Origin of the sequence: Segatella hominis, assembly GCF_004535825.1 — a bacterium.
Classification (GTDB): Bacteria; Bacteroidota; Bacteroidia; order Bacteroidales; family Bacteroidaceae; genus Prevotella; species Prevotella hominis.
In genome coordinates, this window is sequence record NZ_SGVY01000005.1 from 22549 (window position 1) to 47762 (window position 25214).

At 43.0% G+C, this 25214-nt stretch carries 23 protein-coding genes; 14 read left to right on the plus strand and 9 right to left on the minus strand.

Annotated features, from left to right (window positions below; translation table 11 throughout):
• Positions 1-93 precede the first annotated feature (93 nt).
• A complete protein-coding gene (locus tag EXN75_RS02765) occupies positions 94-510 on the plus strand; it encodes a helix-turn-helix domain-containing protein (protein ID WP_118119879.1) in 417 nt (138 codons plus the stop codon).
• 235 nt (positions 511-745) lie between these two features.
• Here EXN75_RS02765 and EXN75_RS02770 read toward each other — a convergent pair whose 3' ends face one another.
• The 4 genes from EXN75_RS02770 to EXN75_RS02785 all read right to left on the minus strand — a co-directional run bounded on the left by EXN75_RS02770 (position 746) and on the right by EXN75_RS02785 (position 5886).
• Positions 746-1363 carry a sigma-70 family RNA polymerase sigma factor gene (locus tag EXN75_RS02770; protein WP_118119877.1) on the minus strand — a complete coding sequence of 206 codons (618 nt, stop codon included), beginning with the start codon at positions 1361-1363 and terminating at the stop codon, positions 746-748.
• Between the two features lie 254 nt (positions 1364-1617).
• A complete protein-coding gene (locus EXN75_RS02775) occupies positions 1618-2178 on the minus strand; it encodes an NADH peroxidase (RefSeq protein WP_118119875.1) in 561 nt (186 codons plus the stop codon).
• A 92-nt stretch (positions 2179-2270) separates the two neighbouring features.
• On the minus strand, positions 2271-2717 hold the full coding sequence (locus tag EXN75_RS02780; protein ID WP_134842702.1) for a Fur family transcriptional regulator: 447 nt from the start codon (positions 2715-2717) through the stop codon (positions 2271-2273).
• 880 nt (positions 2718-3597) lie between these two features.
• Positions 3598-5886, minus strand: coding sequence for an NADP-dependent malic enzyme (locus tag EXN75_RS02785; protein WP_134842703.1), 2289 nt, complete (start codon positions 5884-5886; stop codon positions 3598-3600).
• Positions 5887-6046: 160 nt separating this feature from the next.
• Between EXN75_RS02785 and EXN75_RS02790 the strand changes: the two genes are divergently transcribed.
• From EXN75_RS02790 to EXN75_RS02825, 8 genes are all read left to right on the plus strand, one after another.
• Positions 6047-6661 (plus strand): TetR/AcrR family transcriptional regulator, encoded by a 615-nt coding sequence (locus EXN75_RS02790; protein WP_118118176.1) that lies wholly within the window; start codon positions 6047-6049, stop codon positions 6659-6661.
• A 93-nt stretch (positions 6662-6754) separates the two neighbouring features.
• The gene (locus EXN75_RS02795) at positions 6755-7528 is read left to right on the plus strand and encodes a Rossmann-like and DUF2520 domain-containing protein (RefSeq protein ID WP_134842704.1); all 774 of its coding nucleotides are present in this window, start codon (positions 6755-6757) and stop codon (positions 7526-7528) included.
• Positions 7529-7567: 39 nt separating this feature from the next.
• A complete protein-coding gene (locus EXN75_RS02800) occupies positions 7568-8086 on the plus strand; it encodes a KdsC family phosphatase (protein WP_118118180.1) in 519 nt (172 codons plus the stop codon).
• A gap of 21 nt (positions 8087-8107) precedes the next feature.
• Entirely contained in the window at positions 8108-8767 is a 660-nt protein-coding gene (locus tag EXN75_RS02805) for a Maf-like protein (RefSeq protein WP_134842705.1), read from the plus strand.
• Positions 8768-8933: 166 nt separating this feature from the next.
• Positions 8934-9416, plus strand: a complete 483-nt coding sequence (locus EXN75_RS02810; protein WP_134842706.1) for a Fur family transcriptional regulator — start codon at positions 8934-8936, stop codon at positions 9414-9416.
• 11 nt (positions 9417-9427) lie between these two features.
• A complete protein-coding gene (locus EXN75_RS02815) occupies positions 9428-10702 on the plus strand; it encodes an adenylosuccinate synthase (RefSeq protein WP_134842707.1) in 1275 nt (424 codons plus the stop codon).
• A gap of 100 nt (positions 10703-10802) precedes the next feature.
• On the plus strand, positions 10803-12167 hold the full coding sequence (gene hisS, locus EXN75_RS02820; protein ID WP_134842708.1) for a histidine--tRNA ligase: 1365 nt from the start codon (positions 10803-10805) through the stop codon (positions 12165-12167).
• Positions 12168-12309: 142 nt separating this feature from the next.
• The gene (locus EXN75_RS02825) at positions 12310-13305 is read left to right on the plus strand and encodes a rhamnogalacturonan acetylesterase (RefSeq protein WP_187349067.1); all 996 of its coding nucleotides are present in this window, start codon (positions 12310-12312) and stop codon (positions 13303-13305) included.
• Positions 13306-13355: 50 nt separating this feature from the next.
• On the opposite strand, the gene tilS is transcribed toward EXN75_RS02825, so the two are convergent.
• The 3 genes from tilS to recQ all read right to left on the minus strand — a co-directional run bounded on the left by tilS (position 13356) and on the right by recQ (position 17397).
• Positions 13356-14711, minus strand: a complete 1356-nt coding sequence (tilS, locus tag EXN75_RS02830; RefSeq protein WP_118118192.1) for a tRNA lysidine(34) synthetase TilS — start codon at positions 14709-14711, stop codon at positions 13356-13358.
• A 77-nt stretch (positions 14712-14788) separates the two neighbouring features.
• Entirely contained in the window at positions 14789-15541 is a 753-nt protein-coding gene (kdsB, locus tag EXN75_RS02835; protein WP_118118194.1) for a 3-deoxy-manno-octulosonate cytidylyltransferase, read from the minus strand.
• Between the two features lie 50 nt (positions 15542-15591).
• Positions 15592-17397, minus strand: coding sequence for a DNA helicase RecQ (gene recQ, locus EXN75_RS02840; protein ID WP_118118196.1), 1806 nt, complete (start codon positions 17395-17397; stop codon positions 15592-15594).
• A 114-nt stretch (positions 17398-17511) separates the two neighbouring features.
• Here recQ and EXN75_RS02845 point away from each other — a divergent pair, with 114 nt between their 5' ends.
• Positions 17512-19470 carry a dipeptidyl-peptidase 3 family protein gene (locus tag EXN75_RS02845; RefSeq protein WP_408005917.1) on the plus strand — a complete coding sequence of 653 codons (1959 nt, stop codon included), beginning with the start codon at positions 17512-17514 and terminating at the stop codon, positions 19468-19470.
• A gap of 26 nt (positions 19471-19496) precedes the next feature.
• Positions 19497-19997, plus strand: coding sequence for an NUDIX hydrolase (locus tag EXN75_RS02850; RefSeq protein WP_022111573.1), 501 nt, complete (start codon positions 19497-19499; stop codon positions 19995-19997).
• Between the two features lie 142 nt (positions 19998-20139).
• Here EXN75_RS02850 and pheS read toward each other — a convergent pair whose 3' ends face one another.
• Entirely contained in the window at positions 20140-21180 is a 1041-nt protein-coding gene (gene pheS / locus EXN75_RS02855; protein WP_022111572.1) for a phenylalanine--tRNA ligase subunit alpha, read from the minus strand.
• A gap of 112 nt (positions 21181-21292) precedes the next feature.
• Here pheS and EXN75_RS02860 point away from each other — a divergent pair, with 112 nt between their 5' ends.
• Genes EXN75_RS02860 through EXN75_RS02870 form a run of 3 tightly spaced genes read left to right on the plus strand, consistent with a single transcriptional unit; the run spans position 21293 to position 24045 of the window.
• Entirely contained in the window at positions 21293-22150 is an 858-nt protein-coding gene (locus tag EXN75_RS02860) for a DUF4348 domain-containing protein (protein ID WP_134842709.1), read from the plus strand.
• A 6-nt stretch (positions 22151-22156) separates the two neighbouring features.
• Entirely contained in the window at positions 22157-23248 is a 1092-nt protein-coding gene (gene murB, locus EXN75_RS02865) for a UDP-N-acetylmuramate dehydrogenase (protein WP_134842710.1), read from the plus strand.
• An 11-nt stretch (positions 23249-23259) separates the two neighbouring features.
• The gene (locus tag EXN75_RS02870) at positions 23260-24045 is read left to right on the plus strand and encodes an MBL fold metallo-hydrolase (protein WP_134842711.1); all 786 of its coding nucleotides are present in this window, start codon (positions 23260-23262) and stop codon (positions 24043-24045) included.
• Here EXN75_RS02870 and hisB read toward each other — a convergent pair.
• Entirely contained in the window at positions 24042-25118 is a 1077-nt protein-coding gene (gene hisB / locus EXN75_RS02875; protein ID WP_134842712.1) for a bifunctional histidinol-phosphatase/imidazoleglycerol-phosphate dehydratase HisB, read from the minus strand. The two genes, EXN75_RS02870 and hisB, sit on opposite strands and share 4 nt — an antisense overlap.
• Positions 25119-25214 lie beyond the last annotated feature (96 nt).

The window sequence follows — 25214 nt, forward strand, 5'->3', positions numbered from 1 at the left end:
AAAAAAGAGTAAAAAAAATTTGGATGTTTAGCGAAAAAAGACTATCTTTGCGAAAGAAACAAACAAATTTTATGATATTAACAACATAACATTATGGCTAAGTATAATATTACCCCCAAGAAAGAAAAGAATGCGCGATACCAAACGCTTCTGAGTGAAGAGACTAAAGACCGCTTACGTGATGAGATTTTGAGAATTGTAGTTACTGAAGGTAAATACAAGGACAAAGATTATAATACACGTAAGTTGGCAGAGGATTTGCATACCAATTCAAGATATGTATCTGCTGTTTGTGCTACTCGTTTCCACAAGAACTATCCTGAGTTGGTAAATGATTACCGTGTGAACGATGCAATGTCACTTTTGACGGACAAGCGCTATCTGAACATGACTATTGAGGACATTGCTGAGATGGCTGGTTTCAGCACTCGCCAGAGTTTCTACTCTAATTTCTACAAGCGTCTGGGTGTTACACCACGCCAGTATCGCCTGGATCACATTACCAAGTAGATGTGAATAATTCTGGGGAACATATCTTGCAAAATTCGCGCTTTAAGCAGAAATAATATATTTCTATAGAATAAAAGCCAATTGGTTGCATTTCTGTTGTTGAAATACGGCCAATTGGCTTTTGTGTTTTTATTCAATCGTAATCTGATGAATAAAGACTATGATTTCTTTCAAAAGGGAATTATTCTATTTTGTGATAGACTCGTATATTAAATCCCTTTATTTCAGATTGCAATTACTTTCTCAAGAAGCTCTTGAGGATTTTGGTCTTTGCATTTTTCCCAATCTTTCGAATCGCCTTGTCTCTGATCTGTCTTACTCTTTCCCGTTTCAGATTCATATCTTCTGCGATTTCAGCCAGAGTGATATGGGCGATGCCTATTCCATAGAATTTTCGGATGATTTCCTGTTCTCTTTCATCCAATGTGGCGATGCAGTTCTGCAAGTCGTCCATCATCTGTTGGAATACGGTGCTCTCGTCTGCTATCAAGGCATCTTTGTTGATCAGAATGTCGAGTAGGGTATAGTGAGTGCCCTCGCTCAGTGGAGCATCAATAGATACTGCGATGTTTGCAGAACGTGTCATCAACTTGCGGTCGCTTTTAGGAACACGGCATACACCGCTTTGCTGCGTGATGGCCTGTTCCATAGCCTTGCGGATGAATGGGGCTGCATAACCTACGAAATTGGTGCCGCGGTCGGCTTCAAACTTCTGGGCAGCCTGCAGCATGGCGATGTAGCCTTCGCTTACCAAATCGTCGAATTCCACACCTTTACCCACATATTTGTTGGCTACTGATTTCACGAAGTTGAGGTTCTCGCCAACTAATTTTTCTATATTGTTTTCTTTCATAATCCTGTTTCTTTGGTTTCGTATGGCAAAAATACTATTATTTTTTTATACTCCCAAATTTTAATCCCAAAAAATGAGAGAATGAAGGGATTATTATATTCGTTGGCAGATTGGAGGTTGCACAATAAAACGAGGGCTTGCCAGTTTCCCGACAAGCCCTCTCGAATTCTTCATCTTATTACTTATGCTCAAAAACCTGTTTCCTAACATGAACTCTCTTATATCAGGTACAAATTAATGAGATATGTAATGTATTATTTGAAATATCTCTTGTAGAGACCAGCGAAGCCTGCGCAGTGGCGAGCCTCATCCTTAGCCATCTCGTGTACTGTATCGTGGATTGCATCAGAACCCTGCTCCTTAGCCAACTTGGCAATGCGGAACTTGTCCTCGCAAGCGCCCTTTTCTGCTGCGATACGTGCCTCAAGATTGCTCTTGGTATCACCCAAAACCTCACCGAGAAGCTCTGCAAAGCGAGAAGCGTGATCAGCCTCCTCGAAAGCATAACGCTTGTAAGCCTCTGCGATTTCTGGATAACCCTCACGGTCTGCCTGGCGTGCCATAGCGAGATACATACCAACCTCACCGCACTCGCCGTTGAAATGGTCCTTCAAACCCTTGATTACGTCCTCGTTGACGCCATCCTTATAAGCCTGACCCAGTACGTGAACAGTTGCGAAAGTCAAATCATCGTCAACTGCACTTTCCATCTCCTTGAACTTGTCAGCAGGAGCCTTACAGATAGGGCACTTCTCAGGTGCTTCTGTTCCTTCATAGATATATCCACATACGGTGCAAATAAATTTCTTCTTCATAATGTTCTTGTTTTATAAGTTAATAATTCTATTTCTGTTTTTGTATATGCTATATAATAATGTGTCAATGTAATGCCTGGCGGTAGCTCTGCTTATTTTTCCTTGAGCTTCTTTTCCTTGTTGAGCTTAACGCAATCAGCGCAAATTCCTTTGTAGTAGAGCTGCTGTTCATCTACGATGTTCCCTTCTATCACCTTTCGTCTTGTCGTCTTGGGTGCCTTCTCATCGAAGAGGTCTATCACTTTTCCACATTTCTTGCAGAAGAAATGAACATGAGGAGTTGTGTTTCCGTCGTAACACACACGATGCTCGTCAATGGTAATCATTTGAGCAGCATTTTTCTCGCTCATCATTCTCAGCGTATTATATACTGTAGTCTTGCTGAGTGTAGGTATAGTCTTATACAGTTCTTGGTAGACATCATCGATAGTCGGATGAATAGGATGCGTCAGGAGATAATCCATGATAGCAATTCTCTGAACCGACGGACGGATATCGCATTCGATAAGTCTATTGTATGCCACTTTGCCATTATTCATATTCTGTTGCTTTTTAATTTCGATTGCAAAGATAGAAAGAATTTTTGAAACCGCCAAATAAAAATTGGAAAAATTACAAAATAATATTGTAGTTTTTCCAAAATCTAAATAAATCCATATAAGTGATGGAATATTTGCTCTTTCTTGATGGAATCTTTTAAAGTCCGGTTCGTATGTACTATTTTGCTATGTGATGGCAATTTTTTTCCTTGAAGGATAATTTTTTTTGCCTTTGTTTGAAAGTGGTTTTATAGCTGATTTGTTTTTTGCTGTCTGCCCATGATTTTTTTTCTGCGTGCCCACGGAGAAATTTTTGCTTGCCCAGGGAAAAATAAAAGTGGGTAGGGGGTATGGTATTTTCTCCTTGATGATGAGAATGCAATATGATATATTTCCTTTTTTTACATATTGTATGAAATGTATAAATAATTGGATGTGCGCTTGGGAGGTTTGCGCAAGGGATGATGGAAAATTTAGTGCAAAAAAAAGCGATGACCTTCACAGGCTACCGCTCCAAATCTTCAATAGGTATTAGTTTCCTTTAAGGTAAAAAGATTGTTTTCAGGATAACGATGGCAAAGGTAATGCTTTTTATTTATTCCACCAAATATTTTTTTGCCTTTTTTTCTCCACTTTTTGCCTTTTACTTGTATTTCACGAATATTTAACTGGTTTTAACTAAAAAATCAGTGTTTCCTTGATCTATCTCATAATTTTGAATAATTTGTTTCTGTATTGTTTTCATAGTGTTAAAATTACGATCATGACGTTTTTCGTGTGAATAGTATGGAATATCATTAACAAGATTTGTATTTATAAAAAAGAGGGTATGTCACAATCCATGACATACCCTTATTTTTATTGGATATAGTAATAGATACTATTTGTTGTTCTTGATCTTCTCGACGTATGCGTCAATTACAGCTACAGCTGTGATGTTGACGATATCCTGTACGCTGCTCTCAGAATCGGTGAAGTGGATAGGCTTGTTAAGACCCATCTGGATAGGACCGATAATTTCAGCCTCAGGACTCAATGCCTGCAAGAGCTTGTAAGCACCGTTGGCGCTGCTGAGGTTAGGGAATACCAATGTGTTGACGTCCTTACCCTTCAGGCGAGAGAATGGATATTTTTCATCGCGCAACTGCTTGTTGAGTGCATAGTTCACCTGCATCTCGCCATCAATTGCCAAATCAGGGAATTCCTTCTGCATTGCATCTACGGCATTCTTTACCTTGACAGGTGAACCCTGTGCATCGGTACCGAAGTTAGAATAGCTCAGCATTGCCATCACCGGTTCCTCATTGAAGAACTTCACTGTACCAGCAGACAACTTAGCGATATCCACGAGTACATCCTGGTCTGGGTGGCGGTTGATGAGGGTGTCAGCAATATAGAAGATGCCCTTCTGCGTATTGAGGATGTGCATGGTTCCGAAGGTGTTGTAGCCCTCACGGATGCCAATCACGTCCTTTGCCACCTTGATGGTGTTGGAATATTTAGTGTAAAGACCTGTGATGAAAGCATCAGCATCACCTTGCTCTACCATAGACATACCGAAGTAGTTGCGCTCGTACATCTTGTCGTAAGCCTCTTCGAATGTATAGCCTTCGCGTGCTCTCTTCTCTGCCAAGTGTTTAGCAAATGTAGCACGGCGACCTTGCTCGTTGTCAGCACGCATATCTACAATCTGGATGCCAGTCAAATCAAGTTTCAAGCGGGTAGCTACACGATTCAGACGGTCTGGATTACCCAAGAGAATTGGCTCGCAGATGCCTTCTGTCTTGGCTTGAACGGCTGCCTTCAACATAGTTGGGTTGCCACCTTCGGCAAATACCACGCGCTGTGGATGCAGGCGGGCTGTATCATGGAGCTTGCGGGTCAACTTGGTCTCCTGACCGAGCAACTCGCGCAGGTGCTGCTTGTATGCCACCCAGTCGGTGATAGGAGTGCGGGCAACACCGCTGTCCATAGCTGCCTTTGCGATAGCTGCACTCACCTCAGTAATCAGACGTGGGTCAACTGGTTTTGGAATGAAGTATTTAGGACCGAATGTAAGGTCGTTGACATGATAAACTTCATTGACTACATCAGGAACAGGCTGCTTGGCCAGGTCAGCGATAGCGTGTACAGCTGCCAACTTCATTTCTTCGTTGATGGCACGTGCGTGAACGTCGAGTGCACCGCGGAAGATATATGGGAAACCGATCACGTTGTTGATCTGGTTAGGATAGTCAGAACGACCTGTTGACATCAGGACGTCAGGGCGGCTTGCCATTGCGTCCTCGTAGCTGATTTCAGGCACAGGGTTGGCAAGTGCGAAAACGATAGGGTTGTCGTTCATAGAGCGCAACATATCCTGAGAGAGTACGTTACCCTTGCTCAAGCCTACGAAAACATCAGCACCCTTGATAGCCTCTTCCAGAGTATGAACGTCGCGACGGTCTGTGGCAAAGATCTTCTTCTGTTCAGTGAGGTTTTCGCGGTCGCTTGTAATCACACCCTTGGAGTCGAGCATCAGGATATTTTCCACCTTAGCACCGAGAGCTACATAGAGCTTGGTACAACTGATGGCAGCAGCACCGGCACCATTGACAACGATTTTCACCTTGGCGATGTCCTTACCTGCAACCTCAAGCGCATTTTTCAAACCTGCTGCAGAGATGATGGCAGTACCATGCTGGTCGTCATGCATCACAGGGATGTCGAGAGTCTTCTTCAGACGCTCTTCGATGTAGAAACACTGAGGAGCCTTGATATCCTCCAGGTTGATACCACCGAAAGATGGAGCAATGCGCTCTACAACTTCACAGAATTTTTCTGGGTCTTTTTCGTCAATCTCGATATCAAAGACATCGATTCCACCATAAATCTTGAAGAGTAATCCCTTACCTTCCATTACAGGCTTACCGCTCATGGCGCCGATATCGCCAAGACCGAGCACAGCAGTACCGTTGCTGATAACGGCTACAAGGTTACCCTTGTCTGTGTACTTGTAAACATCGTCTGGATTCTGCTGAATCTCAAGACATGGAAATGCTACACCAGGTGAATAAGCCAAACTCAAATCCGTCTGAGTATGGTATGGCTTAGTTGGCTTAACCTCGATTTTTCCAGGACGGCCATTTACGTGATAGGCAAGAGCCGCCTCCTTTGTAATCTTTACCATAATAATATGTTAGTTTAAAGTTTTAAATTCTTACGATTTTTATGCATTTTGTGCACATTTTGGTATTTTTGTGCAAAGGTAATAAAAAACCAGTTAAATTGCGTAGGTTTTTTGTTTTTTTTTGTATCTTTGCACAAAAAAACTTAGACAGAGCAAAAAAATGGTCGAAATTAATGAATATCGCAAGGAATTGAAAAGTAGAATCATCGACTATGCCATGGGTGAATTTTACAAGCGTGGTGTTAGGGCTGTGAAGATGGATGAAATCTCACAAGGGCTTCATGTGTCTAAGCGTACCGTATATGAAATATTTGGTGATAAAGAGGAACTGCTCCTTGCTGGCTTGAAAATCAAAAACCTGGAGATGAGGGAAAAGTTGGAGGCCTACTCCTGCAATGGGGCTCATAATGTAGTGGATATTATCGGCTATTTCTATAAGCTACAGATGGAGGTGAATAGTATGGTGGGGGTTGCTTTTTATGAGGAAATTCACCGTATGCCTCGGGTGATCGAGTTTTTCAATCAGGAGCATGAACGCGAATTTGCGGATAGGGTAAAATTCCTGAAGGCGGGTGTAGAGGAAGGGCTCTTCCGTCAGGATATTGACTATAGCCTTACGATGGAACTTCTCAGTGCCTCCATGAGTGAAATTATGCATAACCAGCTCTACAAGAAGTATAGTATGCAGGAAATGTTCGACAATTATTTCTTGGTTATTATACGTGGATTCTGTACAGAGCGTGGCGTGGCATTATTGAATAAGGTTATCGAATAGTCAGTCTGTTCGGTAACCTTTGTTCATATATGTGTGTATCCCTATATATATAATAAGGTATAAAGTAATAACTCAGATAATTGAAGGTAAATCATGAAGATAGTTTTGATAGGGGCTGGTAATCTGGCCACCAACTTGGGGAAGGCGCTTTTGGCTGCCGGTCATGATATCGTGCAGGTGTTTAGTAGAACCGTGGAGTCGGCAACTGCCTTGGCTCAGATTGCTGGTGGAGCACCCGTAACGGATATAGAACAGGTGCGTGCGGATGCCGATTTGTATATTGTTTCCGTTAAAGACTCTGTTTTGGGTGAATTGCTGCCACGGCTTTGCAAGGGGAAGGAAACCAAGATCTTCCTGCATACTGCCGGTTCTATGGATATGAACGTCTTTGAAGGGATGGCAATCCATTATGGTGTATTTTATCCCATGCAGACTTTCTCTAAAAGCAAGGAAGTGAACTTTTCTGAGATTCCTTGTTTTATAGAGGCAAATGATGACTATGCTCATACAGTGATAGCTGATATGGCGCATGAGTTGAGTGGGAGAGTATATGAATTGTCGAGTGCTGACCGTAAGTACTTGCATCTTGCAGCTGTTTTTGCCTGCAATTTTGTCAACCACTGTTATGCTATCAGTGAGAAAATCCTGGCAGACCACGGTGTTCCGTTTGATGTGATGCTGCCGCTGATAGATGAGACAGCCAAGAAAGTACATGAACTTTCTCCAAAGGAGGCACAGACGGGGCCAGCTGTACGGTTTGACGAAAATGTGATTCGTATGCAGGCTGCCCTGTTGAAGGATCAGCCTCAGATCAAGGATATCTATGAGCGCCTGAGCTTAGGTATCCATCGTTTCAGTAAGAAATAGTAATCATCGTTTCAGTAAAAAATAGAAGTTTAAACAGATATGATAAATTATGATTTAAATAAGATCAAGGCCATAGTCTTTGATGTAGATGGTGTGCTTTCTTGCCAAACGATAACCCTTTCTCCTGCAGGTGAGCCTTTGCGTACGGTGAACATTAAGGATGGATATGCCATCCAGTTGGCGCAGAAATCTGATTTACGCATAGTGATACTCACGGGTGGAAAATCAGAGGCCATCCGTCTTCGTTATGCGGGATTGGGCGTAGAGGATATTTATATGGGTTGTGCCGTTAAAATCAAGACCTATCGTGAGTTTCTGGAGAAATATCAGTTGACGAACGAGGAAATCATCTACGTTGGTGATGATATTCCTGATTACGAGGTGATGAGAGAATGCGGATGTCCTTGTTGTCCTGCTGATGCATGTTCCGACATCAAGGAAATCTCTACTTATGTATCTTCCTGCAATGGTGGTGAAGGCTGTGGCAGAGATGTCGTGGAACAGGTGCTTCGTGCACAGGGAAAATGGTTGTCTGGAGCAAAGGCTTTCGGATGGTAATTCATCAATAAATCGAAACGTATGAAGAATTTTAGAATCATATTGGCAAGTAATTCGCCTCGACGCAAGGAACTTTTAGCTGGTCTCGACATTCCTTTCGAAGTGAAGGTCATTCAGGGTATAGACGAAAGTTTTCCGGAATCTCTACCTGCATACGATACAGCCCAGTATATAGCCGTGAAAAAAGCACAGGCATACCGCCCACTGCTTGATTCTGCCATCAGTCATCAGGAAACTTCCATCAATCATCAGCAACCTTCGGATGGAAATCCTGAATTGTTGATACTTACTGCTGATACGGTAGTGATAGCACCAAGCAGTGAAGAACAGAATGACCAGGAAGGAAAAGGAATCATTCTGGGAAAGCCGAAGGATGCTGCGGATGCGAGCAGAATGTTGGAAATGCTGAGCGGAAAGACCCATCATGTGGTGACGGGTGTCTGTATCACTTCTCTGGAAAAACAGCGACAATTCTCGGTCGTTACGGAGGTTACTTTCAAGAAGCTGTCAAAGGAGGAGATAGACTATTATGTAGGGCATTACAAACCGTTTGATAAGGCTGGAGCCTATGGCATTCAGGAATGGATAGGTTATATCGGTTGCACGAGTTTGAAGGGAAGCTACTTCAATGTCATGGGACTTCCTGTGCAAAGAATCTATGAGGAATTAAAGAAATTCTGAGAAGTAAGAATTTTGTTATAATTATGCATTTTGCATGTGGGGTCTCCTGTTTTTTTCCTCTCGTGATAGGGAAAGATTCCTCATTTAGATTTTTTTAAAATAATAGTTTTCTCTATGTCATAAATTATGGCTATCTTTGTGCGTTTTATGTAACTTAGGTAGTAATATGACTAATAATGTGAAGTCAAAAGTCAGGGAAGTTTTAGATAATTATCTGGAGATGAATAAGCATCGCAAGACTCCGGAACGTTATGCTGTCCTTGATGCAGTTTATAGTTTAAAAGGGCATTTTAAGCTCGAAGACCTTGGAGCACAGTTGGAAAAAATGCATTTCCCCGTAAGTAGGGCAACGCTTTACAATACGATGCATCTATTCATCGAACTCCGTCTGGTCGTGCGACATAGTTTGGTGGATGGTACCAAGTATGAAGCAAGTTTTAATAATGAAAACCATGTACATCAGGTGTGTACGGTTTGTGGTAAGGTAACGGAGGTACAGGCTCCACTGGTCGTGGATGCCATCAATGAGACCAAGCTGCAGAGATTCCGTCGTGATGCCTTCGCCCTCTATATCTATGGAGTGTGCAGTACGTGTCAGGGCAAGATGACCAGAAAACGTAACAATGGTAAAGTAGAAAAGTCAAAATAACTATTTATAAAATGAACACAGGTAAAGTAGATGTCCTGCTGGGTCTTCAGTGGGGCGATGAAGGTAAAGGTAAGGTGGTTGACGTGTTGACCCCTAAGTATGATGTGGTAGCTCGCTTTCAGGGTGGTCCTAATGCAGGACATACATTGGAGTTTGAGGGACAGAAATACGTTCTTCGCTCTATCCCTTCTGGTATTTTCCAGGGCGGTAAGGTGAACATTATTGGTAATGGTGTCGTTCTGGCTCCAGACCTCTTCATGCAGGAGGCTAAGGACTTGGAGAAGAGCGGTCATGACCTCAAGAGTCGTCTTCATATTTCTAAGAAGGCTCATCTCATCATGCCTACTCATCGTGTGCTCGATGCAGCCATTGAGGCTTCTAAGGGTAAAAACAAGGTTGGTACAACTGGTAAGGGTATTGGTCCTACTTATACTGACAAAGTAAGCCGTACTGGTCTGCGCGTGGGTGATATCCTTGAGAACTTCCAGGAGAAGTATGAGGCTCATAAGGCTTTGCACCTCAAGCAGATAGCATCTCTCGGTTATACTGATTTCGATATCACAGAGGTAGAGAAGACTTGGATGGAAGGTATCGAATACCTGAAGCAGTTCCCTATCGTTGACAGCGAGGTGGAGATCAATAAGGTGCTCCGTTCTGGCAAGAATATTCTTTGCGAGGGTGCTCAGGGTACTATGCTTGATGTAGATTTCGGTTCTTATCCTTTCGTAACTTCATCCAATACAATCTGTGCGGGTGCTTGTATCGGTTTGGGTATCGGTCCTAACCGCATCGGTAATGTATATGGTATCATGAAGGCTTACTGTACTCGTGTAGGTGCTGGTCCTTTCCCAACAGAGTTGTTTGATGAGACTGGTGCCAAGATTCGCGATCTTGGTCATGAGTATGGTGCTGTTACAGGCCGTGAGCGCCGTTGCGGTTGGTGCGACCTCGTACAGTTGAAGTATTCTGTGATGGTAAATGGTGTTACTGAGCTTATCATGATGAAGAGCGACGTGCTCGATGGTTTCGATACTATCAAGGCTTGTGTTGCATACAAGTTGAAGGATGGTTCTGTAACTACAGACTTCCCATACGAAATCGACGATGTAGAACCTGTATATAAGGAGTTCAAGGGTTGGAAGACCGATATGACTCAGTTTACTTCTGAGGATCAGTTCCCACAGGAATTCAAGGATTACATAGCTTTCCTCGAAGACTTCCTCGAGACTCGCATCGGTATCATTTCTATTGGTCCAGACCGTGAACAAACTATCGTAAGAAAGTAATTTATAATATAGTGTTTAATGTTTTGTGTTTAATTTTACTTTGAGGGTAGATATTGCGCAGAACATTAAGCACTAAACATTTAATATAAAATAATAATAAATGGCTCAGAAACCAAGTATTCCAAAGGGTACTCGCGATTTCGGACCTATCGAGATGGCGAAACGCAATTACATCTTTAATACCATTAAGGATGTATATGCACTCTATGGATTCCAACAGATAGAAACACCTGCCATGGAAACCCTTCAGACGCTGATGGGTAAATATGGCGAGGAAGGTGATAAGTTGCTGTTCAAAATTCTGAATTCTGGCGACTATATGAATAAAATCAGTGATGAGGATATTCATTCTTTAGGATCATTGAGGTTGGCAGCAAAACTTTGTGAGAAAGGTTTGCGTTATGATTTGACCGTACCTTTCGCTCGTTATGTGGTTCAGCATCGTGATGAACTTCAGATGCCGTTCAAGCGTTATCAGATTCAGCCAGTTTGGCGTGCAGACCGTCCACAGAAGGGTCGCTATCGCGAGTTTTATCAGTGCGATGCGGATGTAGTAGGTTCTGATTCCTTGCTCAATGAGGTGGAGTTGATGCAAATTGTGGATACTGTTTTCACCAAGTTTGGTGTTCGTGTCTGCATCAAAATCAATAACCGCAAGATCCTGACTGGTATCGCTGAGGTAATCGGTGAGGCTGAGAAGATTGTGGATATTACCGTGGCTATCGATAAGCTTGATAAGATTGGACTTGACAATGTGAATGACGAACTTCGTGCTGATGGTATCTCTGAGGAAGCTATCGAGAAGTTGCAGCCAATTATCTCATTATCAGGTTCTAACGATGAAAAGCTTGAAGTAATTGCTAAGGTATTGGAAACTTCAGAAATCGGTTTGAAGGGTGTAGAGGAAACTAAATTTATCCTTGATACGCTGAAGACTGTAGGGTTGAAGAATGAGATTGAACTGGATCTTACTTTGGCTCGTGGCTTGAACTACTATACCGGTGCTATCTTCGAAGTGAAGGCACTTGATACTCCTATGGGTAGTATTACCGGTGGTGGCCGATATGACAACCTTACTGGTATCTTCGGTCTTCCTGGATTGAGCGGTGTGGGTATTTCTTTCGGTGCAGACCGTATCTATGATGTACTTAATGCCCTCGACCTTTATCCAAAGGAGGCTGTGAATGCCACACAGGTCCTCTTCATCAACTTCGGTGAGAAGGAAACTGCATATTGTCTGCCTATCGCCCGTCAGGCTCGCGAGGCAGGTATCCGTGCAGAAATCTTCCCTGACAAGGCTAAGATGAAGAAGCAGATGAGTTACGCCAATGCCAAGAATATTCCTTTTGTGGTTCTTGCTGGTGAGAATGAGATTGAACAGGGTAAGGTTACTTTGAAGAATATGGAGAGTGGTGAGCAGCAGTTGGTTTCTGCTGATGAACTTATCGCTGTCATCAAGAAGTAATTTACTTAGGCGTCATCAAGAAATGTTTTTCTTGGTTTATAGCCAATATGAAATAAAGGCAGGGAGCATCAGTTTGGATGGTCTTCCTGCCTTTTTTAAAAATAATAACTGAAAATTCAAAACTTAAAAACGAATCGTTATGATGAAAAAGATTTTATCCTGGTTTGCCTGCCTGTTTCTGGTGCTCGCTCTGACATCTGGAAGTAAGGTAACGACTGTCTTTGTGATAGGTGATTCTACTGCTGCTGAGAAAGGTAATGCCAAGAATAATCCAGAAAGAGGATGGGGTATGGTACTGCAAGGTTGTTTTGATGATAAAATCATCGTTGATAACCATGCTGTGAATGGTAGAAGTTCTAAGAGTTTTATCAATGAAGGTAGATGGCAGAAAGTATTGGATCAACTGAAACCGGGGGATTATGTGTTTATTCAGTTTGGTCACAATGATGAAAAGCCTCATGCCGACCGTCATACTGATCCTGGCTCTACCTTTGATGCCAATCTGGAGCGTTTTGTCAAGGAAACACGTGCCAAAGGTGGTATCCCGGTTTTGTTTAATTCGGTAGTGCGCAGATGTTTCTATCAGGCACCAGTGGAGAATGATGATGACGAGAAATTGAGAAAGACTACTTTTGCGGGTGAAGAGAAGATAAATAGTGATACACTCATTGATACTCACGGAGCTTATGTCGTAGCTCCTTGTAATGTGGCGCATCGTCTGAATGTTCCTTTTGTGGATGCCACAAAGATTACTCATGATATTGAGACAGAGTTAGGCATAGAGGGAAGCCGTAAGTTGCATATGTGGTTCCGTCCGGGTGAATGTTCTCAGATTCCTAAAGGTCGTCAGGATAATACCCATTATAATGTATATGGAGCTCGTCTGGTAGCCAATGCCTTGGCTGATGAGATTGGTAAGCAGGTACCTGAACTCAAGAAGCATGTTCGCCATTATGACTATGTGGTTTCAACCCGTGGACGTGGCAATTACTTTACACTCCAGGATGCTGTGGATGCTGTTCCTGCAGGTAAGCGTGTTAAGGTTCTTGTACTCGATGGTTCCTGGAAGAAGCCTGAAAACATGAAGGGGAAGAAAATCAAGTTCATCCTTCAGTTTGGAGCCAAGATTACTGATTAATCTCAAAAGGGTGTGTCATGGACTTTGTGACACACCCTCTTGTATTCTATCTAATCTTGAACAATTTCAATCTTCAGAATAGTTTCTGTCGTATGCTTGATTCTGAAGTCATCTGAAGTGCGTTCACCCACTACCCATAGAATATTTCCAGCAGAATCTGCCAAAATGAGTTGCGACTGTTTTTCAAATAGATTTCTTTTTCTATCTGTTAAATAGTCGCTAACTAATTTTCTGCCTTTCATTCCGAAAGGTATGAATGCGTCTCCCTGTTGGGTGCGTCGGAGCATGAGCGGAAATTTGATATTTCTGGCTTCCAGTGTAATCAGATGCTTCTCTTTGCTTGGTTGGAAGTCTTCTGTTACTGTTTCTTTGGAAATCCTTATTTTTCCTATTGCAGTCACATAGCAGCCTGGTTCTGGTATCAGAATTCTTCTGAAATCATCCTCCTTATTTTCTTTTATCAGAATTTGTTCTCTATCTATAAGTATCTGATGGGTAGGTGTTTGCCACGTTTTTCCTGTAGAATTGATAGAGAGGAGTATCTCCTGAATCATCTTGCCGGAGGCTCCGTATGGAGAAAGGGTATGAAACAGGGCATACTCAGTGCTTGCCTGGTTTAATAGCCATGATTTGCTGATGCGGATAACTGGCTGTGGCATACAGAAAGAGGCTGGTATTTCCTGGTATATCTGCTCCTTTTCTTTCTCCAGGGCTGCCGTGAGCATCTTCGAAGCTTCAGTCAGATATCGGGCGGTAGCTGCTATGTTGTGGCAAACTGCCGGGTTGATTTCTTTGAGCATCGGGATGATATTCAGCCGTATCTTGTTTCTTACGACGTCATCTACCAGATTGGAACTGTCTGTTACAAAATTCTGCTGGCGTTCCGTCAGATAATCGAGGATGTCCTGTCGGGTGATACAAAGGAATGGACGGATGATGTATCCGTTGACAGGAGAAATGCCTGTAAGCCCTTTCAGTCCTGTACCTCTTACCAAATTGATAAGAATTGTCTCAACATTGTCGTCCTGATGATGGGCTACGCAGATACCGGCAGCGTCCACATCCTTGCGAAGCTGATCGAAAAAGCGGTAACGCAAGTTGCGTGCCGCTAATTCGATGCTTTCATTATGGAGTTTGGCGTAAGTCCTGGTATCGAAGTGGATGCGATGCAATTCTATGTTGAGTTGCTGGCAGAGGGTAACACAAAATCGCTCATCTCTGTCAGACTCTTCTCCTCTTAGATGGAAATTACAATGACATGCCTCTACGGTATAACCCAATTCATGAAGTACCAGCAGCAAAGCAACACTGTCTGCTCCTCCAGAAAGGGCAACCAGATATTTTTTGTCTTTTTCCAGAAGATGCTGTTGGATGATGTTTTGCTGTATGGTTTGTACGAACTTCATGTTGTTATCTTATTTTAATGCTCAATGTTAATCATTATTTTGATGCCCAACGTTAAGCAGTTTAAAAGTGCTGAATATTAATCGTTGGAAGTCTGTGCTTTCAGGAAAGCTTCGGCTTTTTCCAAGTCTTGTGGAGTATCAATTCCTACTGTTTCTACGTCAGTCTTACCCACTTTGATCTTATATCCATTCTGCAGCCATCTGAGTTGCTCCAGACTTTCTGCAATTTCAAGAGAACTCTGTGGCAACTGGGTGATTTTTCGCAGTACATCCTTTCTGTAAGCATAGATGCCGAGGTGCTTGAGGAAAGGATAGTTGTCGAGCCATTCTTCCTGTTCTTTTCCTCTTACAAAAGGTATGATGCTTCTGGAGAAATACATGGCAAAACCAAAGTTGTCAACTACAATCTTTGGACTGTTTGGGTTGGCTACAGCATCCATGCTTGTAAAGGGTTTGCCAAGGGTTGCTATCTGGGTAGCCTCATCATCGAAGCAGTGGCAGATGGTATTGAGCTGACTTTTAGCAACAAATGGTTCGTCACCCTGTACGTTGACGATGACATCCCAGTCGCCGCCAATTTTCTCAATAGCTTCCTCAATGCGGTCGGTGCCGCTCTTGTGGTCAGAACGTGTCATGACCGCCTTGCCGCCAAAAGCTACTACGGCATCATAGATGCGGGTGTCGTCGGTTGCTACATAAGCTTCCTCCAAAGCAGCGGAAACTTTTTCATAAACATGCTGTATGACAGGCTTGTCGCCCAACATAGCCAGCGGCTTGCCTGGAAATCTTGTTGAGGCGAAGCGCGCAGGAATAATTCCGATAAACTTCATATTTACTATGTATTTTGTTCAAACATTCTATTTTAGAAGAACATTCTTTTTTATTCAAACATTCTTGGTTCTTTATTGATTTCTTTGAGGAAGATTTCCCCATACTTTTTCTTTTTGAATTCACCGATGCCATGCACTAAGCCAAACTGTTCGATGGTTCTTGGTTTCATGGCTGCCAATTCATGCAAAGACTGGTCTGACAGAATGATGTAAGGTGGGTAGCCCTGTTCTGTAGCCAGTTTGAGTCGGAGTTTTCTCAGTCTTTCGAAAAGGTCCTGATTCTCTGTTCTGGTATGTGATACGCGTACCAGTCTTGGATGTACCACTGGGGTCTTGCCCTTATCGCTTTGCTGTATGACAGCCAATTGTACAGGGTGTTCTCCCTTGAGTACCTGCCAGCCGAGGCTGGTTACTTTCATAACATTGTGCTCATTGTAGGCAATTTCGAAAAATCCCATCTGCATCATTTGCAACATATAGTTTTGCCAGTCTTTCACGCTGACGTCACTTCCCACGCCAAAGGTCTTGAGCTCATTATAATGGTTCCTGACCACTGTGGGTGATTTGATTCCTCTAAGTACCTCAATACATTGTCCGATGTGAATCTTTTCGTTGGTCCTGACGATGGCGCTCAGCGCTTTTTGTGTGACAATCGTACCATCAAATGTTCTTGGCGGATGGGCGCATACATCGCAGTGCCCGCAGTCTTCTGCCGAGGTTTCGCCAAAGTAATTGAGCAGGATTCTTCTGCGGCAGACTCTGGCTTCAGCATATTCCTGCATACGTTGCAGTTTCTCTGCATTGATTGCCTTTTGCCCACTTGCTTCAGCAAAACTCTTTCTCTGTATGACATCGGCGAGCGAGTAGAATAGGATGGTGTCTGCAGGTGCACCGTCGCGTCCTGCTCGTCCTATTTCCTGATAGAAACTCTCGATGCTCTGTGGCAGATTATAGTGGATGACCCATCTTACGTTTCCCTTGTCGATGCCCATACCGAAAGCAATGGTGGCACATACCACCTGAATCTGGTCCATCTTGAACCGTTCCTGGATGGAAGCCCGTTCTTCTGTAGGAAGTCCGGCATGATAGGCGGCAGCATTGATGCCCTTCTTTTTGAGTTCTTCTGCCACAACCTCTGTATTCTTTCTCGAAAGACAATAGATGATACCTGCATCGCCCGGATGGGAACCGATATAGCGCAGGATGAATTTGATCTTTTCAGCCTTGGTTCCTTCACGGCGTACAGCCAGACTTAAGTTGGGGCGGTCGAAGCTGCTGACGAATGTCTTGCCATTGAGGTGTAGCTGCTTGACGATGTCCTCACGGGTGATTTTATCAGCAGTGGCGGTCAGAGCCATGACCGGTACTCCTTGGAATCTTTCGTGAAGAAGTCCCAATTGTGAATATTCCGGTCTGAAGTCATGTCCCCATTGGCTGATGCAGTGAGCCTCATCTACGGCAAATAATGAGATTTTGATATTGCTGAAGAGATATGGTATTTCGCTCAGCAATTTCTCTGGAGAAACGTATATGATTTTCAGGTCACCAGCCTCACATCTTCTTCTGATGATGGTTTCCTCTATCGTATCCGTACTACTGTTGAGTGCTTCTGCCGGAATACCATTGGCTTTGAGCGCTTCCACCTGATCGTGCATCAGACTGATGAGTGGTGATATAACCACAGCGGTACCAGGCAAGGCTAAGGCGGGTATCTGATAGCAGAGACTTTTACCGCCTCCTGTAGGCATCAGTACGAGACAATCCTTGCCCTGCATGATTTCCCGGATGATAGCTTCCTGATTAGAACGGAAGGAATCGTATCCAAAATAATTTTTCAGTATATCTATTATTTGCATTTCGCATGAATTTCCGGCAAAGGTACATATTTTTTATTAGAAAACAGACTTTTTATTTGATTATTTCAAAGAAAGTTGTTACTTTTGCATCATAATAAATTAATTAACAGAATGATGAGCAATTCTAACGAACATTTTCAGTTCACAGACGAGCGTTTTGCCGACTTGCAAATGTTGCGCTATCGCTTGAATGGTTTTGAGGATTTGACGCTTTCTCAGCAAATATATATTTATTGCTTAGCAAAGGCTACTTTGATGGGGCGTGATATAACCTTCGACCAGCAGGGAAAGTACAATCTTCGTATCCGTAAGACTTTGGAGACTATCTATAAGCATTACGATGGAGATAGAACTTCTGATGACTTCAAGGCTCTCGAGGTTTACCTCAAGAGAGTTTGGTTCTCCAGCGGCATCTACCACCATTATGGTTGTGAAAAATTCAAGCCGGGTTTTTCCGAGCATTTCTTCTATGAGGCTGTTTCTATGATGCCTGAGACAGAACTGCCTTTGAAAAGAGGTGAAACTAAGGAGGATTTGCTGGATGAATTGGTGCCCGTTATTTTTGATGAGGAAATTCTTCCGAAGCGTGTGAATCAGACTGATGGTGTTGATCTGGTAGCCACTTCTGCCTGCAATTTCTATGAAGACGTTACCCAGAATGAGGTGGAAAGATTTTATGCCAAACTGAAGGATGGCGAAGACCTGACACCACCTTCCTATGGACTCAATTCCAAACTGATGAAGCGGAATGGAGAAATCGTAGAAATGACCTGGAAAGAAGAAGGTATGTATGGTACTGCCATTAAGGAGATTACTTCCTGGCTCTTGAAAGCTCAGAAATATGCAGAAAATGAGCAGCAGGCTCATGTCATCGATCTTCTGATCAAGTATTATCGCACTGGCGACCTTTCTGATTTCGACCGATATAGCATTGCGTGGGTCAAGCAGCAGGAGGGTATGGTTGATTTTATCAATGGTTTTATTGAGGTCTATGGTGATCCTCTTGGACTGAAAGGAACCTGGGAAGGGCTTGTTGAATTTAAAGATATGAAAGCAACCCGACGTACTCAGGCTATCAGCCAGAATGCGCAGTGGTTTGAGGACCATTCTCCGGTGGCTCCTCAGTTTAAGAAGGCTGAGGTTAAAGGTGTAACGGCTCATGTCATCTGTGCTGCTATGTTGGGTGGTGATGAATATCCTGCTTCTGCCATCGGCATCAATCTCCCGAATGCTAACTGGATTCGCGAAACTCATGGAAGCAAGAGTGTGACGATTGGAAATCTGACAGAAGCATACAATAAGGCTGCGCATGGTAATGGATTCCTGGATGAATTTGCTATTGATCAGGAAACTCTTGATCTCATCAACCGATATGGTGATGTGACGGATGATCTGCATACCGACCTGCATGAATGTCTGGGACATGGCAGTGGTCAGTTGCTTCCTGGTGTTGACCCTGATGCTCTCAAGGCTTATGGCAATACTATCGAGGAGGCTCGTGCTGATTTGTTCGGCTTGTATTATGTGGCAGATCACAAACTGGTAGAGTTGGGATTGACTCCTGATGATGAGGCTTATAAGGCTCAATATTATTCTTATTTGATGAATGGACTGTTGACACAGGCGATACGTATCAAGGAGGGTGATAAGATAGAGGAAGCTCACATGCGCAACCGTGCGTTGATAGCCAATTGGGTCTTGGAACACTATTCTCAGGCGGTACAACTGGTGAAGAAAGATGGCAAGACTTACGTTCAGATCACTGATTATCCTGCTCTCCGTCATGCTTTTGCAGACTTGTTGGCTGAAATCCAGCGTATCAAGAGTGAGGGTGATTTTGATACGGCCCGTATTCTGGTAGAGAAGTATGCTGTTAATCTCAATCCAGAGTTGCATCATGAAATCTTGGAACGATACAAGAAACTTAACCTGGCTCCTTATAAAGGATTTATCAACCCATGGATGAAACTGGAGTTTGATGAAGAGGGTAATGTGACAAAGGTTCTTCTTGATTATACGGAATCCTATGAACATCAGATGCTCAGATATTCTGATGAATATGGTACGCTATAACAAATAGCATTAAAATAGTAAGGAAAATGATAGATAATAAAGATGAACAGTTTCCGGTAGTAGATGAGATGGGAAATATTTTGGGTGCCATCAGTCGTGGTCATGCTCATGATGGCTGTAAAATATTGCATCCCGTGGTACATCTACACCTTTTTAATAATAAAGGCGATCTATTTCTCCAGCATCGCCCGGCTTGGAAGGATATTCAACCGGACAAGTGGGATACGGCTTGCGGTGGACATGTAGATTTGGGCGAGAGTGTAAATCAGGCTCTGCACCGTGAGGTGAAGGAAGAACTTGGAATAACCGACTTTGAACCGATATCCATGGGACATTATGTCTTTGAGAGTAAGCGTGAGAAGGAATTGGTCTATGTGCATCGCTGTGTGTATGATGGTGAAGTGAAGCCAAGTCAGGATGAACTGGATGGAGGCAGATTCTGGACAAAGGAGGAAATACTCGAAAATATGGGTAAAGAAGTGTTCACTCCTAATTTTGAGAATGAATACAAGAAGTATTTCATGTAATCGGGTGTATGATATAATCCATAGAGATTTTCCGGTATTATCCGAATTCGGTTTTATCGTCTATAAATATAAAATAAAGAAGAAATCCGGCAAAAGTCAGGTGAAAACCTACTTTTGCCGGATTTCTTGAATCAGTATCTATTTACTTCGCAGATTCGAATTCACGCAAGAAACGTGTATCATTCTCTGAGAAGAGGCGGAGGTCGCTTACACGATACTTCAAGTTGGTAATACGCTCTACACCCATACCAAATGCATAACCAGTGTAAACATTAGAATCGATGCCACAAGCCTCAAGATCATGAGGGTCAACCATACCGCAACCGAGAATCTCTACCCAACCGGTATGCTTACAGAAGTTACATCCCTTACCACCACAGATGTTACAAGAGATATCCATCTCTGCACTTGGCTCAGTGAATGGGAAATAGCTTGGACGCAGACGAATCTTGGTGTCAGCACCAAACATCTCGCGAGCAAATGTAAGGAGAACCTGCTTCAAGTCGGTAAAGCTGACATTCTTGTCAACATACAGACCTTCTACCTGGTGGAAGAAACAGTGTGCACGTGCGCTGATAGCTTCATTACGATATACACGACCTGGGCAAAGTACACGGATAGGTGGTTCGTGAGTCTCCATATAGTGAGCCTCATCACCAGACGTATGGCTGCGCAGGAGAATATTCTTAGTCACATCGTTAGGGTCGCTCTGCTCAATGAAGAAAGTATCCTGCATATCGCGGGCTGGATGATCGGCGGCAAAGTTGAGCATGGTGAAAACATGCTTGTCATCGTCAACCTCTGGACCATGATAGAGAGTAAAGCCCATGCGAGAGAAAATGTCGATAATCTGATTCTTGACAACTGTCAATGGATGACGGGTACCGAGAGCTACTGGGTAGGCGGTACGTGTCAAGTCAATATCATCGCTGGATGCATCAGCCTCTTCCATTTGCTCCTTGAGTGCGTTGATGCGTTCTGTAACAGCTTGCTTCAACTCATTGATCTTTACACCAATTGTTTTCTTCTGGTCGGCAGGTACTGTGCGGAAGTCGGCCATAAGGGCATTAATCGAGCCCTTTTTGCTCAAATACTTGAGTCGGAGCTGCTCTACTTCTTCTGCATTTTGAGCAGAAAGAGTGCTCACTTCCTTCAAGAGTTCTTCTATTTTTTCTAATAACATAATCTTAATTTATATATTTTGAGTGCAAAGATAACATTTTTTGCTCAAAATATGAAATATCTCAAAAGAAAGTTGTACTTTTGCATTGAAAATTTGAGAAATTTATAGGTTTATGAAGAAACTTTCTTTTTTATCAGTGTTACTGGCGGTCCTTACAGTCGTTTGTTTTACGTCTGTGGGATGCTCTGACAAGAAGCCGGCTCAGGTGCATGATTCTACATCTGTTGATTCTGTTGTCGCAGATACTCAAACTGTTGATTCTACGGAAAAATTGATCGAGGAGACTCCGATGCCTAAGGCTGCAGATGAGCTTTTTGATGATTTCGTCTTTAATTTTGCTGCGAATAGAAAACTGCAGATGAAACGTGTTCATTTCCCATTGCCTGTCTATCACAATGATAAACTCGTAAAATCGATAGGAAAACGGGCTTGGAAAATGGAGCATTTCTTCATGCATCAGGATTATTACACCTTGATTTTTGATAATCAGAAGCAGATGAATCTGGTGAAGGATACTGCTATCGATCATGTAGTCGTAGAAAAGGTGTTCTATGCCAAGAAAAAGGTGCAGCAGTTCCTCTTCAATCGCATCAATGGTGAGTGGATGATGACTTCTATCAATTATAAGCCTATGTACTCCAACATGAATGCCAGTTTCTTGAAGTTCTATGGACATTTTGCAACGGATTCTGCTTTCCAGGCTAAACATCTCCACAATCCTGTGAAATTTGTTGGTCCAGATCCGGATGATGATTTCAGTACCATGAGTGGTGATATTGAACCGGAAACCTGGCCAGCCTTTGCTCCGCAATTGCCTCATGGAATGATATACAATATTATATATGGACAGAAATATGCTGAGAGCAATCAGAAAATCTTTGTGATACGTGGCATTGCAAATGGAATGGAAACAATATTGACTTTCAAGCGTATTCATGGAAAATGGATGCTTATCAAACTTAATATGTAATACAGAATGAAGGATATTAAAGATTATAGCCTCTTGGCTCACAATACTTTTGGCATAGCTGCTACTTGCCGTCGTTTTCTGGAATATGCTTCTGTAGAGGATGCGAGAAAGGTGGCTGAGATGCTTACAGAGCAAGATCAGCCTGTTTTGATTATCGGAAGTGGTAGTAACCTGCTTTTGACGGGTGATTATCCCGCTACGGTCATCCACTCTTCCATCTTGGGAATTCGTGCCATTGATAGGCAGGAACTCCTGAATGAAGGATGGATTACTGCTGCAGATGTAACTGCTGAAAAGACGATGGACTCTCTTGCTTCTCAAGAGGATGAAATCTTCGTAGAGTGCGGAAGCGGCGTTGTCTTTGATGATTTTGTTGCATATTGTGTTGAACATGGTTACTATGGTGCCGAGAATCTGTCGATTATTCCTGGTGAGGTGGGAGCCAGTGCGGTGCAGAACATAGGTGCTTATGGTGTTGAGGCAAAGGATATCATTTATAAGGTAGAGGCTGTTGAACTCTCTACGGGTAAGATTGTAAAATTTGATAATTCCGACTGCGAGTATAGTTATCGCCAGAGTAAATTCAAGAAGGAATGGCGTGATAAGTACTTGATTACCCGTGTGGTATATCGTCTGTCAAAGACCTATACTCCAGACCTTGACTATGGAAATATCCGCAGTTCTTTGGCAGAAAAAGGTATTTCTAATCCTACGGCAAAGCAGTTGCGAGAAGTCATCATAGATATTCGCAATGCAAAATTGCCGGATCCGAAGATTCAGGGCAATGCGGGTAGTTTCTTTATGAATCCTATCGTGGATAAGACTAAGTATGAGGAATTGGTATCGCTTTATCCGAACATGCCTCATTATACGATAGATGCATGTCATGAGAAAATTCCTGCAGGATGGATGATTGATCAGTGTGGATGGAAAGGTAAGAGTCTTGGGCCTGCTGGTGTTCATGATAAGCAGGCGCTTGTCTTGGTAAATCGAGGTGGTGCTAAGGGACAGGATGTGGTCAGGTTGTGTAAGGCTATTCAGGATGATGTCTTTCATAAGTTTGGCATTGAGATTCACCCTGAGGTAAATATTAAATAAAGAGTTGTCTCATGAATAGTAAGCTAAAGATAACTTTATTGGGAACAGGAACATCAAGTGGTGTTCCTGTTTTGGGATGTTATTGTGAGGTCTGCAGAAGCCAGAATCCAAAGGATAAGAGGTTTCGCTGTGCAGTATTGGTAGAAACGGATCATACCCGGATACTGATAGATGCAGGTCCTGATATTCGCATGCAACTTCTCCGTGTTCCTTTCCGTAAGTTAGATGGGGTGCTGATTACTCATATCCATTATGATCATGTAGGAGGAATGGATGACTTGCGCGGTTTCTGTAAGTTTGGAGATATTCAGGTTTATGGTGACGGGTTGGTTACTTCCACTTTGCCCCATACCATGCCTTACTGTTTCCCTGCTAATCCTGAACTCCTTTATCCCGGTGCTCCAAAATTATCGCTGCATACCATAGAGCCTCATCGTGAATATACGATAGGGGATATCTCCTACATGCCAATTAGGGTAATGCATGATAAAATGCCTATTTTGGGCTATCGTTTCGGAAAGTTTGCCTATATCACGGATATGAAGTCGATGGATGATGAAGAATATACTTATCTGGAAGGGGTAGAGGTACTGGTAATCAATGCGTTGCGTTTTGAGAAGCCTCATCACAGTCATCAGCTGGTAGATGATGCCATCCGTGTGGCAAGGCGCATAGGAGCCAGACAGGTTTATCTTACTCATGTAACTCACCAGATTGGCTTATACGAAAAAGCCAACAGACGACTGCCTGCTGGCTTCAAGTTTGCTTATGATACTCAAGTGATAGAAATCCATTAAAGCATACCCTTGGAACTTGGCAGTTCGAAGTGGTAGATGTCTCGCTTCACTGCCATTTTCAGTGAGCGGGCCAGCGCTTTGAAGATTCCTTCTATCTTATGGTGTTCATTTTCACCCTCTGCCTTGATGTTGAGATTCATCTTGGCTGCATCGCTTAAGCTTTTGAAGAAATGCTTAAACATCTCCGTAGGCATTTCGCCTACTTTCTCTCTATGAAATTCTGCATCCCATATCAGCCATGGGCGACCTCCGAAATCCAATGCTACCTGGCACAGGCAGTCGTCCATTGGCAGGCAATAGCCATATCTTTCAATTCCTCTTTTATCACCTAATGCCTGAAGGAGACATTCACCGAGGGCTATACCTGTATCTTCGATGGTATGGTGCTCATCTACTTCGAGATCTCCCTTGGTATGTATGGTGAGATCCATCATGCCATGCTTGCCTATTTGCTCCAGCATGTGGTCGAAGAAGCCCAATCCTGTTGATATATCACATTTTCCCGAACCATCGAGATTTACCTTGATATAGATGTCTGTTTCCTTGGTGGTGCGCTTCACCTCAGCGATACGGTCACCTGCAAAGAGAATTTCTGCTATCTTGTCCCAATCCATTCCGTCTTTGCCGAGGATGAGGCTCTTGCAACCGAGATTTTCTGCTAATTGTGCATCTGTCTCTCTGTCTCCGATTACATAACTGTTGGCCAGATCATACTCTGGATTATTCATGTATTCTTGCAGCATTCCCGTACCCGGCTTTCTCATAGGTGAATGATCTTCCGGAAAATGTCGGTCGATATGCTGTTTTTCAAAATGGATACCTTCGCTTTCCAAACTCTGGATGATAAAATTGTGAACAGGCCAGAAAGTTTCTTCAGGAAAACTGTCAGTGCCTAAACCATCCTGATTGCTCACCATGATTAACTTGAAATCTGTATGTTGTACTATGAAAGAGAGATTTCTGAACACGCCCTTGGTAAAGACGAGCTTTGCAAAGCTATCTATCTGTTCATCCTCTGGTTCTTGAATCAAGGTTCCATCGCGGTCGATGAAAAGCAATTTTGTCTTTTTCATTGAATTCTGTATTTTTATGTTGATACTATTTTATGATGCTTTAAAGTGAAAGCAGCTTCATTGGTAGATGAAAGCCTTTTCTTTGGCAAGTGAAAG

What these genes read in the sequence shown, in the direction of transcription:
- EXN75_RS02850 (WP_022111573.1), top strand. Translation starts at nt 19,497, where the DNA reads ATGATAGATAATAAAGATGAACAGTTTCCGGTAGTAGATGAGATGGGA.
- tilS (WP_118118192.1), bottom strand. Translation starts at nt 14,711, where the DNA reads ATGAAGTTCGTACAAACCATACAGCAAAACATCATCCAACAGCATCTT.
- EXN75_RS02825 (WP_187349067.1), top strand. Translation starts at nt 12,310, where the DNA reads ATGAAAAAGATTTTATCCTGGTTTGCCTGCCTGTTTCTGGTGCTCGCT.
- EXN75_RS02790 (WP_118118176.1), top strand. Translation starts at nt 6,047, where the DNA reads ATGGTCGAAATTAATGAATATCGCAAGGAATTGAAAAGTAGAATCATC.
- EXN75_RS02775 (WP_118119875.1), bottom strand. Translation starts at nt 2,178, where the DNA reads ATGAAGAAGAAATTTATTTGCACCGTATGTGGATATATCTATGAAGGA.
- murB (WP_134842710.1), top strand. Translation starts at nt 22,157, where the DNA reads ATGAAGGATATTAAAGATTATAGCCTCTTGGCTCACAATACTTTTGGC.
- kdsB (WP_118118194.1), bottom strand. Translation starts at nt 15,541, where the DNA reads ATGAAGTTTATCGGAATTATTCCTGCGCGCTTCGCCTCAACAAGATTT.
- EXN75_RS02815 (WP_134842707.1), top strand. Translation starts at nt 9,428, where the DNA reads ATGAACACAGGTAAAGTAGATGTCCTGCTGGGTCTTCAGTGGGGCGAT.
- recQ (WP_118118196.1), bottom strand. Translation starts at nt 17,397, where the DNA reads ATGCAAATAATAGATATACTGAAAAATTATTTTGGATACGATTCCTTC.
- EXN75_RS02870 (WP_134842711.1), top strand. Translation starts at nt 23,260, where the DNA reads ATGAATAGTAAGCTAAAGATAACTTTATTGGGAACAGGAACATCAAGT.
- hisB (WP_134842712.1), bottom strand. Translation starts at nt 25,118, where the DNA reads ATGAAAAAGACAAAATTGCTTTTCATCGACCGCGATGGAACCTTGATT.
- EXN75_RS02805 (WP_134842705.1), top strand. Translation starts at nt 8,108, where the DNA reads ATGAAGAATTTTAGAATCATATTGGCAAGTAATTCGCCTCGACGCAAG.
- EXN75_RS02795 (WP_134842704.1), top strand. Translation starts at nt 6,755, where the DNA reads ATGAAGATAGTTTTGATAGGGGCTGGTAATCTGGCCACCAACTTGGGG.
- EXN75_RS02770 (WP_118119877.1), bottom strand. Translation starts at nt 1,363, where the DNA reads ATGAAAGAAAACAATATAGAAAAATTAGTTGGCGAGAACCTCAACTTC.
- EXN75_RS02860 (WP_134842709.1), top strand. Translation starts at nt 21,293, where the DNA reads ATGAAGAAACTTTCTTTTTTATCAGTGTTACTGGCGGTCCTTACAGTC.
- EXN75_RS02810 (WP_134842706.1), top strand. Translation starts at nt 8,934, where the DNA reads ATGACTAATAATGTGAAGTCAAAAGTCAGGGAAGTTTTAGATAATTAT.
- EXN75_RS02765 (WP_118119879.1), top strand. Translation starts at nt 94, where the DNA reads ATGGCTAAGTATAATATTACCCCCAAGAAAGAAAAGAATGCGCGATAC.
- EXN75_RS02785 (WP_134842703.1), bottom strand. Translation starts at nt 5,886, where the DNA reads ATGGTAAAGATTACAAAGGAGGCGGCTCTTGCCTATCACGTAAATGGC.
- EXN75_RS02800 (WP_118118180.1), top strand. Translation starts at nt 7,568, where the DNA reads ATGATAAATTATGATTTAAATAAGATCAAGGCCATAGTCTTTGATGTA.
- hisS (WP_134842708.1), top strand. Translation starts at nt 10,803, where the DNA reads ATGGCTCAGAAACCAAGTATTCCAAAGGGTACTCGCGATTTCGGACCT.
- pheS (WP_022111572.1), bottom strand. Translation starts at nt 21,180, where the DNA reads ATGTTATTAGAAAAAATAGAAGAACTCTTGAAGGAAGTGAGCACTCTT.
- EXN75_RS02780 (WP_134842702.1), bottom strand. Translation starts at nt 2,717, where the DNA reads ATGAATAATGGCAAAGTGGCATACAATAGACTTATCGAATGCGATATC.
- EXN75_RS02845 (WP_408005917.1), top strand. Translation starts at nt 17,512, where the DNA reads ATGAGCAATTCTAACGAACATTTTCAGTTCACAGACGAGCGTTTTGCC.